Here is a 15,303-nt window from a genome sequence, read left to right on the forward strand (position 1 = left end):
AGAAGCGCGGCCCCCCGCGGTACGAGACAACAATACCCGGGAATCAATTCATGGCAATACGGAAATCGAATGGGATCAATTACCGTGCCGGACGCACAATTGGGAACAGGATTGTTTCCCGGATTCCGAGGCCGGTCAGCGCCATCAGCAATCGATCGATTCCCATACCGGTCCCGGTCGTCGGAGGCATTCCCTGTTCCATCGCTGCGAGGAAATCCTCGTCGAGGACCATCGCCTCGTCGTCACCGGCGGAGGCCAGCCGCGCCTGGTCGACGAACCGCTCCCGCTGGATCACGGGGTCGATGAGTTCCGAGTAACCGGTGGCCAGTTCGAAACCGCGCACGTACAGGTCCCATTTCTCGGTCACACCGTTCTTGCTGCGGTGCTGCCGGGTGAGCGGCGAGGTCTCGACGGGGTAGTCCCGCACGAAGGTCGGCTCGTGCAACTGGTCGCCGCACTGGTGCTCCCACAACTCCTCGACGAGTTTTCCGTGGCCCCAGCCCTTACCCTCCGGGACCTCGAGACCCACCCGATCGGCGAGCGCGTGCAACTCCTCGAGGGACGTGTCGGGCGTGACCTCGGTGCCGATGGCCGCGGACAGCGACGGGTACATCTCCATCACTTTCCATTCGCCGCCGAAGTCGTACTCGGTGCCGTCGGCGAGGGTGACGACGTGGGTGCCGAACACCGCCATCGCCACCTCCTGGATGAGCTCGCGAATCATCGTCGCCGAATCGTCGTACGTGCCGTACGCCTCGTACGTCTCGAGCATGGCGAATTCGGGCGAGTGCGTGGAGTCCGCACCCTCGTTGCGAAAGTTGCGGTTGATCTCGAAGACCTTCTCGATGCCACCCACCACGCAGCGCTTGAGGAACAGTTCCGGCGCGATACGCAGATACAGATCCATGTCGAGCGCGTTCGAATGGGTGACGAACGGACGCGCCGTCGCACCACCGTGCAGGGTCTGCAGCATCGGGGTCTCGACCTCGAGGAAGCCACGCCGCTCGAGAGCATTGCGCAGTTCGCGCACCACGGCGACACGCATGCGGGCGTTGGCGCGAGCCTCGGGACGCACGATCAGGTCGGCGTAACGCTGCCGGACGCGGGTCTCCTCGTTCATCTCCTTGTGCGCGACCGGCAGCGGGCGCAGGGCCTTCGCGGCCATCTGCCACGAGTCCGCCATGACGCTGAGCTCGCCGCGGCGAGAACTGATCACCTCGCCGTGCACGAACACGAAGTCGCCGAGGTCCACCTCGTGCTTCCACGCCGCCAGGGACTCCTCGCCGACACCGTTCAGGCTGATCATCGCCTGCAACTGGGTGCCGTCGCCCTCCTGCAGCGTGGCGAAGCAGAGCTTGCCGGTGTTGCGGAAGAAGATGACCCGGCCGGCGACGCCGACCTGCTCACCGGTGACGGTGTCGGGCTCGAGGTCGGGGTACTTCTCGCGGATCTCCGCGAGGGTGTGAGTGCGCGGCACGACGACGGGGTACGCGTCCTTGCCCTGCGCCAGGATCCGTTCGCGCTTCTCGCGGCGGATACGGATCTGCTCGGGGGTGTCGTCGGACTGCTGAACCGGTGCATCACTCACGGGTGACCAGACTATCGGACCGCGTCGGACGCCCGCGCAGCACCGACGCGCCCGGGGACACCGATGCCCCGGCGGATCAGTGTGCGGTGACGCGCGCCACGTCGTCCTCGACGTGCGGGGCAGCGGCGATCGCACCGGTCACCCCGGCCGCCGCCAGGGCCGCGTACCCGCCGGCGAGACCGGTGACGCGGCGCAGACCGAGGGCCTGCAGCCCAGCGACGACCGTGTCGGTCTCCGCGCCGGAGGCCGAGACCACGACCCACTCGACGTCACGGTCGACAGCCACCGCCAGGCGCTCGTCGTCGGCTGGATGCAGACGCCGGGGCAGCAGGTCCGCAGAGATGGCCAGGGCGCCGGGCAAGGTGCCCTGGGCGGCGCGTTCGGCGTGGGTGCGGATGTCGACGACCACAGCGCCGCGCGCGACGGTCGCGGCCAGTCCGGCCGGATAGATGCGCTCGGTGGTGAGCGGGAGGGGGTGGGCGGGTGCGGCGACGAAGGATGCAGCAAGCGCAGTGCGCATGAGAGAGACTCCAGGAAGGTGTGAACGATCGAGGCGGACGTCAGCCTCGACAACACTCCTGGGCGCTCATGCAGCGGATCACGGCGACTATTCTTGCACAGGATCGCGGCGGGCGGAACCCACTGCGGCGGATCGGGCGCCGCGCCGTGCGAGATTGCGCTCGTACACCAGGCGCAGTCCCTCCAGCGTCAGGTCCGGCTCGTGATGCTCGAGCGTTTCGGATTCCGGCATGATCAGCGGCGCCCGGTCGCCGGTCCCGATGACCGCGACGTCGTCACCGTCGAATCCGCGCTGCTCGGAACGCACCAGCCGCACCAGTCCGTCGACCATCCCGGCGAATCCGAAAACCGCTCCGGACTGCATGCATTCGACGGTGTTCTTGCCGACCACGGCCCGCGGGCGCAGCAACTCCACCTTGCGCAGCGCCGCGGACTGGGAGGCGAGCGCGTCCATCGACACCTCGATGCCGGGGGCGATGATGCCGCCGAGGAACTCCCCCTTCGCGGAGACCACGTCCACGCACGTGGACGTCCCGAAGTCCACCACGATGCACGGACCGTCGTAGAAGTGATGTGCCGCAAGGCTGTTGACGATGCGGTCGGCGCCGACCTCCTTGGGGTTGTCGACGAGCAGCGGCACCCCGGTGCGCACGCCCGGCTCGACGACCACGTGCGGCACGTGTTCCCAGTAGCGGGCCAGCATCACCCGGATCTCACGCAGCACCGACGGAACCGTGGACAGCGCGGTCACACCGGTGATCTGATCGACGTATCCGCCGAGCAGACCACGGAAGATGAGCGCGAGCTCGTCGGCGGTCATCCGCGGATCGGTACGCATCCGCCAGTCCCGCAACAACTTCGCATGCGAGCCGCTGCCGGTGAACAGACCGAGTACGACGTTCGTGTTCCGGACGTCGACGGCGAGGAGCACTGCTACACCAACGAACCGGAGTCGAGCGTGGCGAGCATGCGCGGGGTGATCAGACCGGAACCCTCCGGCGCGTGCGCCGGATCGTTGCCGAGCTCGACCTGGCGGTTGTCCGCGTCGACGAACACCACGCGCGGGTTGTAGTCGCGGCACTCCTGCTCGTTCATCACGCCGTAGGCGATGAGGATGACGAGGTCACCGGGGCTCACGAGACGTGCTGCGGCACCGTTGATCCCGATGACGCCGGAGCCTCGCTCGCCCGCGATGACATAGGTTTCGAGACGGTTGCCGTTGTCGATGTCGACGATCGCGACCTGCTCACCCTCGAGCAGGTCGGCGGCATCCATCAGGTCCTGGTCGACCGTCACCGAACCCACGTAGTGCAGATCGGCGTGGGTCACCGTGGCGCGGTGGATCTTCGACTTCATCATCGTGCGGAACATGGTGTCTCCTCAGCTTTTCGTGCCGGTCGCGCTATCGGCGGGTGAGCAGGTCGTCGGGGGTGGACGCGTCGACCGGGCCGGTCTCGCGTTCGAGGAATCCGGTGCCGATTGCGACACCGACGTTGTCGATGAGCCGGGTGGTGCCGATCCGAGCGGCGATCAGCAGCCGGCCGTCGCCACGTTCCGGGGCGGGACCGAGATCCGCACCCCGCAGTTCGAGATAGTCCAGCTCCACCTCGGGCTCGGCGGCGAGCACCTCGCGTGCGGTGGTGAGCACGGCCTCCGGCCCGCCGGCGGCGGCATGCGCCCCGGCGACCAACGCCGCAGACAGCACGGTGGCGATCCGGCGCTGCTCCGGATCCAGGTAGCGGTTGCGCGACGACAGCGCGAGCCCGTCCTGCTCGCGCACCGTCGGCACGCCCACGACGCGGACGTCGAAGTTCAAGTCCTGCACCATCTGCCGGACCAGCGCGAGCTGCTGGTAGTCCTTCTCACCGAAGAACACGACGTTGGGCGCCGCGATCTGCAGCAGCTTCGCGACGACGGTGAGCATGCCCCCGAAATGCGTCGGGCGGCTGCCGCCCTCGAGCTCCGCACCCAGGGGACCCGGATGGATCATGGTCCGCCTGCCCTCGGGGTACATCGCGGCCGCCGTCGGCACGAACGCCAGCTCGACACCGGCCTCGCGCAGCAGCGCGAGGTCCGCGTCCAGGGTGCGGGGGTACGCGTCGAGATCCTCACCGGCACCGAACTGCAGCGGATTGACGAAGATCGACACCACCACCACGGCACCGGTGAGCTTCGCCTGCCGGACGAGTTCGAGGTGACCGGCGTGCAAAGCACCCATCGTCGGCACGAGTGCCACGGTGCGGCCGACCCCGCGCAGCGCCTTGGTGACCTTGGTCAGGCCGGCGGGATCGTGGTGCACGGTCAACTCGCCGCGCACGTAGCCGCCCTGTTGCGTTTCACTCACCGTGATCAGCCCCTTCGAGGATCTCCATCAGTTCCGGTTTCGCACCGGCCCGCTGCGCCGAACGCAGCGACATCGCCCGGTAGCCGGCGGCGATCCGAGAATCGACCTCGTCGAGCTCCCGCAGGTGCGTGGCCACGGCCTGCGCGTCGCCTCGAGCGACCGGACCGGTCAGCGCGGACGGTCCGCGGCGCAGCGCGTTGTCGAGCGCCGCCGACAGCAGCGGTTGCAGCACCCGCTCCGCGACACCACCGGGCGCGTCGTCGACGAGTTGCTGGCCGAGCAGTTCGTCACCCTCGAGCGCCACCCGCAGCGCCTCCACCGCATCGACCACGAGGGTGACGAGGTGGTTGCTGCCGTGGGCGAGCGCGGCGTGGTACAGCGCACGCCGCTCCTCCCGGACACGCACCGGTTCGCCGCCGATCTCGAGCACGAGGGACTGGGCGATCGCGTAGCCGATGTCGTCGGCGGCCGTGATGCCGAAGCACGCCGACGCGAGCCGGACGGTGTCCTCGTCGTGGCCGGTGAACGTCATCGCCGGATGGATGGCGAGCGGCACGACCCCCTGGTCGGCCAGCGGAGCGAGAACACCGACGCCGTTCGCACCGGACGTGTGGGCGACGATCGTGCCGCGCGATACGGAACCGGTGGCCGCGAGGCCGCGGACGAGAGCGTGGAGTTCCGAGTCCGGGACGGCGAGGAGCAGCAGGTCGCAGCGCGCGGCTACCTCGTCGACAGGGAGAATTTCGGTGTCCGGGAGCCGGGTGCGGGCGCGGTGCTTGGACTGTTCGGACACGGCGGAACAGGCCACGACCAGGTGGCCGACGCGTTCGAGTGCCGCGCCGATCGCCGTGCCCACCCGCCCGGCGGAAACGATTCCGACCGTCAGTCGTGCAGGCGCAGGCTCGTTGGTGATCCCGAAGGAAGTCACGGGAGTCCTCTCGTTCGTTCCAGTCCCGCTCGGCGGGTACCAGACGTTCCGATCGACGATAGCGCGGTGCGAGCGACCACGGCCACGGCTGAGAACGTGATCTGCGCCTCACCCGCCGTGGCGGGTGCTCAGCGTTCGGCGGACAGGGCGGCGAGGATCTCCGCGACCGTGCGCCCCTGGCTGTGCGCGCCCTCGCCCGCGTCGTCCGACCGCCGCCGCCGGGCACGCCGGCCGGTGGGTTCGGCGTCGTCGTCCGCGTCCGAGGTCTCGTCCTCCGGCTGCGCCCCGGCGTCCCGGGGCTGCTCCGACCCGTTCTCGGGCTGCTCCGCCCGGGACCCCGCGTCCTCGGGTTGCTCCGGCGGTGCCTCGGCTCCGGTCCGGTCCTCGACCGCGGCCTCGACCTCGACCGCGGTCCGATCCTGCCGTTGCGGGGCCGGCGACGCACCGGAAGCGGCCGTCGCCCCCGCCGGGCGGCGGGGCACAGCGGTCGTTGTGTCGCCGTCGGTGACCACCGTGGTCTCGGCGGTCACCGGCTCGTCGTCCGGCGACGCGAAGAACGGACCCGCCGGACGAGGCGCGGCGGTGACCCGGAAGTTCCCGCCACCGAGCTCCTGCAGTTGCCCCCGGCCCGCCCACAACGCCGCACGGTCCTCGGGCAGCCGGCCGTCGAAGAGCACCTCGAGGTTGCGTCGCAGCGCACCGAGTTCGGCTCGCAGGGCGGCCATCTGGTCGGCGTCGATGCGCAGCTCCGAACGGACCTTCTCCTCGACCGTCAGCTCGTACTCACGGCGTGCCGCGATCTCCCGTTCGAGCTGCAGTTCGTACACGGTCTGCAGATCCCGGACCTTGGCACGGTCCAGTGCCGACTCGCGTCGATACTTCGTCATGGCGATCGCGCCGACGGTGGCAGCCCACAGCGCGACCACCAGCCCGACACGCAACAGCTGGACGCTGTCGCTGAAGACCAGGAACAGCGACGCGATCAGCGCCAGGGCGAGCAATCCCGCCACGATCACAGAACTCGCGCTGCGCCGTGGCCGACGGCCCTTCCTCGTTCGCACCGGGGTCCCCATGGGCTCCAGACTACTGGGCGGGGCCGCCGTGTCCCGAGAGTCGAGCGCACCCGAGGCGCCGTCACGGTCAGGTCGCCGGCTCGTCCGGATCTTCCGGTGTCCGGCAACAATGTTCGAGCCACAATGCGGCGCCGGCGAGCGCCACGCCGGCGAGCAGCCCGACGATCACACCGGCACTGTCCTCGACCGCGGCCTGGAGCACCGGTCGCTGCGGCACCAGGTACAGCAGGAATCCCGCCCAGATGCCCGCGCTGGCCGCACCGACCAGTGCCGATGCCTTCGCGAGCGCCACCGCACGAGCCGCCGTGATGGGATGCAGCTGGTGCGGTCCGTCGCCGATCTCGTGCTTGCCGACCCGGGAGCGGATCACGAAGGCCAGCACCACCTCGACGATCGCGACCGGATACAGCGATGCTCCCGCGTAGACGGGGATCGGCGGCAGCGTGCCGTACAGGCCGCGCGCCAGCAGCCAGGCCGCGACGGCGGCGAGCACTGCCAGCGCCAGCAGGTCCCGGATACGCGTCGGCTTCATCACCGCGGCGGCTCCAGCCGGTGCTCGGTGCGGCGCACACCTTCGCGTTCGTCGACGTCGAGAGCCGCGAGCCACTCCGTCAACGGCCGCCGCATGCCGTCGGCGACCAGCGTCGCCTGCGGTTCGACGTCCCACCACGGGACGAGCACGAAGGCACGCAGGTGGGCGCGCGGATGCGGCAGGGTCAGTTCGGGGTCGTCGCTGAGAACCTCGCGACCGTCCGAGTCGTGGCAGGTGACCACATCCACGTCGAGGCTGCGCGGGCCCCACCGCTGTTCCCGGACCCGGTCGGCGGCAGCCTCGAGCTGCCGCCCCAGATCGAGCCAGCCGCGGCAGTCCAGCGACGGGTCCTCGGCGACGACGACGGCGTTGAGGAAGTCCTGCTGCTCGACCCCGCCCCACGGCGCCGTCGAGTACACCGGCGACACGGCCACGATTCGGTCGCCGAGGGCTTCGGTGACCGAGCGCAGATGCGCTGTCCGGTCCCCGACGTTCGAGCCGATGGACAGCACCGCCCGGCTCACGAGCCGCTCCGGGTGCGCTCGACCACCACCGCCACGTCGGCGAAGGTCAGCGGGATCGGCGCCGACGGCTTGTGCAGGGTGACCTCGACCCGGGTGACCCGCGAGTCGGTGAGGACGTCGTCGGCGATCTCACCGGCGACGGTCTCGATGAGGTCGCGCGACGGGCCCGCGACGATCGCGGCGGCCCGCTCGGCGAGGATGCCGTAGTGCAGGGTGTCGTCGAGGACGTCGCTCGCGGCAGCCGGTGCGAGATCGAGCCACGCGACGATGTCCACCAGGAAGTCCTGGCCGTCGCGCTTCTCGTGGTCGAACACCCCGTGGTGGCCGCGGACCCGCAGTCCGCGCAGTTCGATCCGGTCGCTCACGCCGATCCTCCCGCCGCACTGCCGCGCTGCCACGCTCCGACGACGGCGACAGCGTCCAGCGACGCCCGCACGTCGTGCACGCGCACCCCCCAGGCGCCGTGCTCCGCCGCGAGCGCCGACACGACGGCCGTGGCCACCTCGCGGCCACCGGGTGGCCGGATCGTGCCGTCGGGGGCGGCGAGCAGGGAACCGAGGAAGCGTTTGCGCGACGCACCGATCAGCACCGGGTAGCCGAGTTCGGTGAGTTCGGGCAGGCGATGCAGCAGTTCCCAGTTGTGGTCGGCGTCCTTCACGAAGCCGAGGCCGGGATCGAGGATGATGTTCGCCGGATCGACCCCGGCGGCGATCGCGGCGTCCACCTGCACCATCAGCTCCCCCCGAACTTCACGGACCACGTCGTCGTAGTGGGTGGATCCGCCGGCGTGCACGAAGCCGCCGGCGGGCCGCCAGTGCATGAGGATCCACGGCACGCCGGCCGCGGCCACGACCGCGGCCATGCGAGAGTCGGCGCGTCCGCCCGAGACGTCGTTGACGATGGTGACCCCGGCCTCGATCGCCGCCTCGGCCACGGACGCCCGCATGGTGTCGACACTGGTGGGAATTCCGGCGGCGCTCAACGCGGCGACGACCGGGGCGACCCGCCCGGCCTCGACCTCCGGGTCGACGCGAGCCGCTCCGGGACGGGTGGATTCCCCACCGACGTCGACGATGTCCACACCGAGGTCACGCAGTTCCAGGCCGTGCGCGATCGCCGCGTCACGGTCGAGGTACCGGCCGCCGTCCGAGAACGAATCCCGCGTCACGTTCAGCACGCCCATCACCACCGGGCGCCCGGGGTTCGGCAGCGTGCTCACCGGCGCAGGATCAGATCCAGGGCCTCGGCACGCGACGCCGAGTTGGTCTGCAACAACCCGCGCACCGCCGAGGTCGTGGTGCTCGCCCCCGGCTTGCGGATGCCCCGCATGGCCATGCACAGATGCTCGGCCTCGACGACCACGATCACCCCGACCGGATCCAGCTTGCGCATCAGCGCATCCGCCACCTGACTGGTCAGCCGCTCCTGCACCTGCGGCCGCTTGGCGTACAGATCCACCACCCGCGCCAGCTTCGACAGGCCCGTCACCCGGCCGGTGGGACCGGGGATGTAGCCGACGTGCGCGACGCCGTGGAAGGAGACCAGGTGATGCTCGCACGTCGAGTACATCGGGATGTCGCGGACCAGGACGAGTTCCTGATGGCCCTCGTCGAAGGTCTTGTCCAGGACCGAGTCCGGGTCGGTGTACAGACCGGCGAACATCTCCCGGTACGCCCGCGCGACCCGGGCCGGAGTCTCGAGCAGCCCTTCGCGCTCGGGATTCTCCCCCACCGCGATCAACAGTTCCCGCACCGCCGCCTCCGCGCGAGCCTGATCGAAGGCCCGGCCCGATTCCCGGCTGCGCAGGGGCTGACCGTCACCGCCGATCGACACGGAATCCGCCTCGGAATCCAGGTGGTTCACCGACACCAGACCGTACCTCCACTCTTCTCGACTCGGGTTCAGCGCGGACCGGTCGGCCCCTCCCACGGCTGGGTCGGCGGTGACTCGGGAGCTACATTCCTGTCGGCCTGTCGCTCGTCCTCGTCGGCCGGGCGCGCGGGCTGGGTCCATTGCGGATACCCAGGATAGGTGCTCTGCGGCTGCTCGGATTCGGCAGGCGGCCAACCGGGTGCCGACCAGCCCGCCGGGGCGCCGTAGTCGGGCCGGGTGGCGTGGCGCGGTCCGCCCGGGTACGGCGGCTGCCCGAAGCCCGGCAGCGGCTCCGATGCGGGTGCCGGCACCGGCGCCGGATGCCCGTTGGTCGGCGCCGCGGGCTGCGGCTGCGGGTGCTGCGGGTGCTGCGACTGAGACTGCGGCTGCGGCTGGGCCGGCTTGGTGAAGGACGGGCGCACCGCTTCCGGCGGCCACGGCTCACCGCGTTCCTTCGCCCGCTCGGCCGGCGTCTTGATGGGAGGCTTGTCCGACGGCGTACGTCCACCGAAGTCGTTGAACTCGGTGATCCGCGGCCGCTTCTCGACGGAGGCGAGGATCCGCTCGAGATCCTTGCGGGTGAGGGTCTCGTGTTCGAGCAGCTCCCCGGCGAGCACGTCCAGCACGTCGCGGTAGTCGTTGAGGATCGCCCAGGCCTCGGTGTGCGCGGCCTCGATGAGGTTGCGCACCTCTTCGTCGATCTCGCGGGCCACCTCGTGCGAGTAGTCGGACTGCACACCCATCGAGCGGCCCAGGAACGGATCGCCGTGTTCCTGCCCGTAGCGGACGGCACCGAGGCGGGCGCTCATGCCGTACTCGGTCACCATCGCGCGGGCGATCTTGGTGGCCTGGTCGATGTCCGAGGAGGCACCCGTCGTCGGCTCGTGGAACACGAGTTCCTCGGCCGCCCGGCCGCCCATGGCCATCACCAGGCGGGCGATCATCTCCGAGCGGGTCATCAGGCCCTTGTCGTCCTCGGGGACGGTCATCGCGTGACCGCCGGTGCGGCCGCGGGCGAGGATCGTCACCTTGTAGACCGGCTCGATGTCGGGCATCGCCCACGCGGCGAGCGTGTGCCCGCCCTCGTGGTAGGCGGTGATCTTCTTCTCGTGCTCGCTGATGATGCGGCTCTTGCGGCGCGGGCCGCCGATGACCCGGTCCACCGACTCCTCGAGTGCGGCCTCGGTGATCACGGTGCCGTTCTCGCGCGCGGTGAGCAGCGCGGCCTCGTTGACGACGTTGGCGAGGTCGGCGCCGGACATGCCGACGGTGCGCTTGGCCAGTCCCTCGAGGTCGGCGTGCTGGTCGAGCGGCTTGCCCTTGGAATGCACCTGCAGGATCGCCCGGCGCCCGGCGAGGTCGGGATTGGTGACCGGGATCTGCCGGTCGAACCGGCCCGGCCGCAGCAGGGCCGGATCCAGGATGTCGGGACGGTTGGTGGCAGCGATGAGGATGATGCCCTGCCGGTCCCCGAAGCCGTCCATTTCGACGAGCAGCTGGTTGAGCGTCTGCTCGCGTTCGTCGTGGCCACCGCCGAGGCCGGCACCACGCTGACGGCCGACCGCGTCGATCTCGTCGACGAAGATGATGCACGGGCTGTTCTGCTTGGCCTGCTCGAAGAGGTCGCGCACCCGGGACGCGCCGACGCCGACGAACATCTCCACGAAATCCGAACCGGAGATGGTGAAGAACGGGACACCGGCCTCACCGGCCACCGCGCGGGCGAGCAGGGTCTTGCCCGTGCCGGGAGGACCGTACAGCAGGACGCCCTTCGGGATCTTCGCGCCGAGGGCCTGGTAGCGCGCCGGGTTCTGGAGGAAGTCCTTGATCTCGTAGAGCTCTTCGACGGCCTCGTCCGCACCGGCGACGTCGGCGAACGTGGTCTTGGGCATGTCCTTGGTCAGCTGCTTGGCCTTGGACTTGCCGAAGCCCATCATCCCGCCGCGGCCACCGCCCTGCATGCGGCTCATCACGAAGAAGAACACCCCGAGCAGGATGATCATCGGGAGCACGAACAGCAGGATCGACGTCAGCCAGCTCTCCTGGGTGACGGTGGTGTCGAACTTCTCGAGGCCCGCGCCGGCGACCTTGTCGAAGATCTGCTCGGACGCCGACTCCGGGTACTTGGCGAGGATTTCGGTGTCGTCCCCGGTCGCCTCGTTGCCGCTCTTCAGCCACAGGCGCACCTGCTGCTCGCGGTCGTCGATCTGCGCCCGGCTGACGTTGTCCGCGTCGAGCTGAGCGAGCGCGACAGACGTGTCCACCTTGGTGAAACCGCGGGTGTCGTCGCCGAAGTAGCTGAAGGCGTAGATGACCAACAGGATGCCGGCGACGATCGCCAGATTACGGAACACTGTCTTGCGGTTCATACAGGTTCGGCCCGGCCGGCCGGTCCTTTCGATAGTGCGGTCATCATCGTGGTCGTCCCGAGGAGTCCGGCGACGAACCGGACACCGCAAGGTTACCGCGTGTACGCGCAGCGTTGCCCTCGCGCGGCCGCACGGTCCGAGGGGTCAACGTCCGAGGCCACCCGGAGGTTCCCACCGGTCGCGTCAGCTGCCTGCGGGGCCGGGCCCCACCGTGGTTATCATTTCGCATGGCCATGCAGGAGCCGGACGCTGCAACCGAGGCCGACCCGACCCGTACCGCTGCGGCCGAGCCGACCCGCACGGTTGCGGCCGATCCCACCCGGACCGCCGAGGCGGAGCCGACCCGCACGACCGAGGCGGAGCCGACCCGCACGACCGAGGCGGAGCCGACCCGCACGACCGAGGCGGAGCCGACCCGCACGGCCGATGCGCCCACCGAACCGGCCCGTACCAGCGCGGTCGTCCCTCCCGGCGAGGAGACGACCGAGCCCTTCCCGGTCCGCGTCCCGACCGGCATCGACGACGTCGAGGCCGGGAGCCGGATCGACGACTTCGACCTGCTCACCAACCTCGGCCGCGGCGCGTTCGGGCGAGTGTTCCTGGCCCGGCAGCACTCGATGCAGCGGCTCGTCGCCGTGAAGATCTCGCCCGACCGCGGTACCGAGGCCCAGACCCTCGCCCAGCTCGACCACGACTACATCGTTCGTGTCTTCGATCAGCGGATTCTGCCGGAGCACGGCCTGCGGCTGCTGTACATGCAGTATCTGCCGGGTGGGACGCTGCTGCGGGTGCTGCACCGGGTGCGCACCACCCCACCGGAGCAGCGCAGCGGCCGGCTCCTGCTCGACGTCGTCGACGAGACCCTGGCCGAGAAGGGGGAGATCCGGCCCGCCGAATCGACCGTGCGCAGCCGGCTCGAGAGCCTGACCTGGCCCGAGACCGTCGCGTGGCTCGGGCGCCGGCTTGCCTCCGCACTGGACTACGCCGATCGGCGCGGCGTCCTGCACCGCGACGTGAAACCCGCCAATGTCCTGCTCACCGCGGAGGGCGTGCCCAAGCTCGCCGACTTCAACATCAGTTTCGCCGAGTCCGTCGGTGGCACGTCGGCCGTGGCGTACCTCGGCGGGTCCCTGGCGTACATGTCGCCCGAGCAGCTCGAGGCGTGCCATCCCGGTCTGCCCGGCACCGCCGCGGACATGGACACCCGCAGCGACATCTATGCGCTCGGGGTCATGCTGTGGGAACTGCTCACGGGTGGCCGGCCCAACAGCGAGGTCGACCTGGGCGCCGAAACCCTGCCCGCACTCGAGACGATGCTCGCGCGGCGACGCTCCGGACTGACCGCGGCCGCGCGCGAGCGGATCCCGGCCGACTGTCCCCAGACTCTGCTGCGGGTGCTCGGGAAGTGCCTCGAGCCGGATCCGGCGGATCGGTGGGCGTCGGGTGCGGAGCTGGCACAGCAGTTCGACCTGTGCCTCGATCCGCGGGCCCGGGACCTCGTCGACCCGCCGCCGCACAGCTGGCGCGCCCGGCTCCGCCGCCCCGTGGTGCCGATCCTCACCGCCGCGATCGCGATCCCGAACGTGCTGGCCGCGCTGTACAACTACCAGCACAATGCGAACCTGATCGTCGACCGGCTCCCACCGGACACTCAACGCGAATTCGAGCAGCTCGCGCTGATCATCAACGGGATCACCTTCCCGCTCGGCACGGTGATCATCGTGTACCTGTGCCGACGGTTGATCACCGTCCCGCGCGGTCTGCACCGCGGCCGCAGCTACGACGCGGCGGAACTCGCCCGGGCGCGGCACGACGCGCTCCTGGTCAGCGACCGTATCGCAGCCGTGGTGATGACCCTGTGGACGGTTGCGGGCATCGCGTTCCCGGTGGCACTGCACTTCGTCGGCGGCAACATCGACGGTCCCTCCGCCGCGCACTTCCTCACGTCGATCCTGGTGTGCGGGGCGATCGCCGTCGCCTATCCGTTCTTCCTCGTCGCCTTCTACATGGTGCGCTCGTTGTACCCGGCGTTCCTGCCACACGGGGCCACCGACGCCACGGATGCCCGGGAACTCGAAGGACTGCACCGGCGCAGTGTGTTCTACCTGGCGCTCGCGGCGGCCGTTCCGCTCGTCGGGGTGGCCGGCGTGACGTACCTCTCGCCCGAGGAGATCCAGCAGGTCCTCGTCGCGGTCCGGGTGCTCGCGGTGGGCAGCATCGCCGCGTTCGTGCTCGTGTACTGGTTGTTCCGCATCATGGAGGACGACCTGCGGGCTTTGCAGCGCGGCATGGCCCCGACGCGGGCGACGCGCGAGCCGGCGAAGCGCAGCCCAGCTCAGTCGGTGTAGACCTTCGGGTCGAGGGTGCCGATGTACGGCAGATCGCGGTAGCGCTCGTCGTAGTCGAGGCCGTAGCCGACGACGAACTCGTCCGGAATGTCGAATCCCACGTCGGCGACGTGGACGTCGACCTTCACGGCCTCCGGTTTGCGCAGCAACGTCACCACCTCGAGGGACGCCGGGTTCCGTGAGGAGAGGTTGCGCATGAGCCAGGACAGCGTCAGGCCCGAGTCGATGATGTCCTCGACGATCAGCACGTTCCGGCCGGCGATGTCCTTGTCGAGGTCCTTGAGGATGCGCACCACGCCGGACGACGAGGTGGACGATCCGTACGAGCTGACCGCCATGAACTCCATCTGGGTGGGGATCGGCAGCGCCCGCGCGAAGTCGGTCATGAAGAAGATCGCGCCCTTGAGCACGCCGATGAGCAGCAGATCACCTTCGGGTGCGCCCACCGGATAGCGCGCGGCGATGGTCTCGGCCAGCTCCTTCGTGCGCTGTTCGATCTGTTCCTCGGAGATCAGTACCGACGCGATGTCGTTCTCGTACACCGGGTTCATCCTGCCTTCCCTCAGTCGTCCGCACCCTGTCGCCGGCCGACGAACTCGACGATCAGCCTGCCACGCCGACGCGTGACGACCAACCTGACGCCGGGCTGCGGCCCGCCGCCCACGGCGACGGCACCCTGGCCGCGCCACTGCCCGATCAGGTCGTCGACGGCTCGCAGCTTGCGGTCCGTCGGGGCCGAAGCCCCCGAGTCGAGCAGCCATCGTCGCAGGACCCGTCGGCGTACCGCGACGGGCGTGTCGGCGAGAGCGTCCACCGCCAGCCCGGTCCCGGCCCGGGCCTCCCCGAGCCGGCGCCAGGCCAGTTCCTCCAGCGCGTCCTCGTCCTCGCGCAGCTGCGCGGCCGTGCGTGCGAGGGCCGGTGCGACCCCACCGCCGAGCACGTCCTCGAGCAGCGGCAGCACTTCCTCACGCAGCCGCACCCTCGTGAAACGACGGTCGCTGTTGTGCGCGTCCTCGTAGGGCGGGTATCCCAGTTCCGCACATGCCCGGCGGGTGACGAGGCGGCGCACGCCGAGCAGGGGGCGCCCCCACGGCTCGTCGAACTCGCACATGCCGCGCAGGGACCGGGCCCCGGAACCGCGGCCCAGCCCCAGCAGCACGGTCTCGGCCTGATCGTCGAGCGTGTGCCCGAGCAGCACCGGCAATC

Annotated in this window: 16 protein-coding genes; 1 reads left to right on the forward strand and 15 read right to left on the reverse strand. The window is 70.0% G+C overall.

Going from position 1 to position 15,303, the window contains the following annotated elements:
- Window positions 1-79: 79 nt before the first annotated feature.
- The 13 genes from lysS to ftsH all read right to left on the reverse strand — a co-directional run bounded on the left by lysS (window position 80) and on the right by ftsH (window position 11,749).
- Window positions 80-1,588, reverse strand: a complete 1,509-nt coding sequence (gene lysS, locus QYS60_RS20580; protein ID WP_289377096.1) for a lysine--tRNA ligase — start codon at window positions 1,586-1,588, stop codon at window positions 80-82.
- Between the two features lie 76 nt (window positions 1,589-1,664).
- On the reverse strand, window positions 1,665-2,108 hold the full coding sequence (locus tag QYS60_RS20585) for a rhodanese-like domain-containing protein (RefSeq protein ID WP_371384127.1): 444 nt from the start codon (window positions 2,106-2,108) through the stop codon (window positions 1,665-1,667).
- Between the two features lie 87 nt (window positions 2,109-2,195).
- Window positions 2,196-3,038 carry a type III pantothenate kinase gene (locus QYS60_RS20590; protein WP_003935998.1) on the reverse strand — a complete coding sequence of 281 codons (843 nt, stop codon included), beginning with the start codon at window positions 3,036-3,038 and terminating at the stop codon, window positions 2,196-2,198.
- Window positions 3,039-3,040: 2 nt separating this feature from the next.
- The gene (gene panD, locus QYS60_RS20595) at window positions 3,041-3,478 is read right to left on the reverse strand and encodes an aspartate 1-decarboxylase (RefSeq protein ID WP_003935999.1); all 438 of its coding nucleotides are present in this window, start codon (window positions 3,476-3,478) and stop codon (window positions 3,041-3,043) included.
- A gap of 31 nt (window positions 3,479-3,509) precedes the next feature.
- Window positions 3,510-4,451 (reverse strand): pantoate--beta-alanine ligase, encoded by a 942-nt coding sequence (panC, locus tag QYS60_RS20600; protein WP_371384128.1) that lies wholly within the window; start codon window positions 4,449-4,451, stop codon window positions 3,510-3,512.
- Window positions 4,444-5,379, reverse strand: a complete 936-nt coding sequence (locus QYS60_RS20605; RefSeq protein ID WP_054371497.1) for a Rossmann-like and DUF2520 domain-containing protein — start codon at window positions 5,377-5,379, stop codon at window positions 4,444-4,446. Before QYS60_RS20605 ends, panC begins: the two co-directional genes overlap by 8 nt.
- Before the next feature lie 128 nt (window positions 5,380-5,507).
- Complete coding sequence (locus tag QYS60_RS20610; RefSeq protein WP_371384129.1) at window positions 5,508-6,389, reverse strand: DUF6779 domain-containing protein; 882 nt, start codon at window positions 6,387-6,389, stop codon at window positions 5,508-5,510.
- Window positions 6,390-6,519: 130 nt separating this feature from the next.
- The gene (locus tag QYS60_RS20615) at window positions 6,520-6,984 is read right to left on the reverse strand and encodes a DUF3180 domain-containing protein (protein ID WP_003936003.1); all 465 of its coding nucleotides are present in this window, start codon (window positions 6,982-6,984) and stop codon (window positions 6,520-6,522) included.
- Window positions 6,984-7,508, reverse strand: a complete 525-nt coding sequence (folK, locus tag QYS60_RS20620) for a 2-amino-4-hydroxy-6-hydroxymethyldihydropteridine diphosphokinase (RefSeq protein ID WP_371384130.1) — start codon at window positions 7,506-7,508, stop codon at window positions 6,984-6,986. Before folK ends, QYS60_RS20615 begins: the two co-directional genes overlap by 1 nt.
- Window positions 7,505-7,873 carry a dihydroneopterin aldolase gene (gene folB, locus QYS60_RS20625; protein ID WP_003936005.1) on the reverse strand — a complete coding sequence of 123 codons (369 nt, stop codon included), beginning with the start codon at window positions 7,871-7,873 and terminating at the stop codon, window positions 7,505-7,507. The genes folK and folB overlap by 4 nt, the downstream gene beginning before the upstream one ends.
- Window positions 7,870-8,691 carry a dihydropteroate synthase gene (gene folP / locus QYS60_RS20630; RefSeq protein WP_052033950.1) on the reverse strand — a complete coding sequence of 274 codons (822 nt, stop codon included), beginning with the start codon at window positions 8,689-8,691 and terminating at the stop codon, window positions 7,870-7,872. Before folP ends, folB begins: the two co-directional genes overlap by 4 nt.
- 32 nt (window positions 8,692-8,723) lie before the next feature.
- A complete protein-coding gene (gene folE / locus QYS60_RS20635; protein ID WP_289381516.1) occupies window positions 8,724-9,341 on the reverse strand; it encodes a GTP cyclohydrolase I FolE in 618 nt (205 codons plus the stop codon).
- 68 nt (window positions 9,342-9,409) lie between these two features.
- Window positions 9,410-11,749 (reverse strand): ATP-dependent zinc metalloprotease FtsH, encoded by a 2,340-nt coding sequence (ftsH, locus tag QYS60_RS20640; protein WP_289381505.1) that lies wholly within the window; start codon window positions 11,747-11,749, stop codon window positions 9,410-9,412.
- Window positions 11,750-11,976: 227 nt separating this feature from the next.
- Between ftsH and QYS60_RS20645 the strand changes: the two genes are divergently transcribed.
- Entirely contained in the window at window positions 11,977-14,097 is a 2,121-nt protein-coding gene (locus QYS60_RS20645; protein ID WP_289381507.1) for a protein kinase, read from the forward strand.
- On the opposite strand, the gene hpt is transcribed toward QYS60_RS20645, so the two are convergent.
- Together hpt and QYS60_RS20655 are read right to left on the reverse strand one after the other, a co-directional pair.
- Complete coding sequence (gene hpt, locus QYS60_RS20650; RefSeq protein WP_003938265.1) at window positions 14,085-14,639, reverse strand: hypoxanthine phosphoribosyltransferase; 555 nt, start codon at window positions 14,637-14,639, stop codon at window positions 14,085-14,087. The two genes, QYS60_RS20645 and hpt, sit on opposite strands and share 13 nt — an antisense overlap.
- Before the next feature lie 20 nt (window positions 14,640-14,659).
- Window positions 14,660-15,303: TilS substrate-binding domain-containing protein (locus QYS60_RS20655; protein ID WP_371384131.1), on the reverse strand; the 644-nt coding region annotated here is incomplete at its 5' end.

Origin of the sequence: Rhodococcus sp. GXMU-t2271 (genome assembly GCF_041414735.1) — a bacterium.
GTDB lineage: Bacteria > Actinomycetota > Actinomycetes > Mycobacteriales > Mycobacteriaceae > Rhodococcus > Rhodococcus indonesiensis.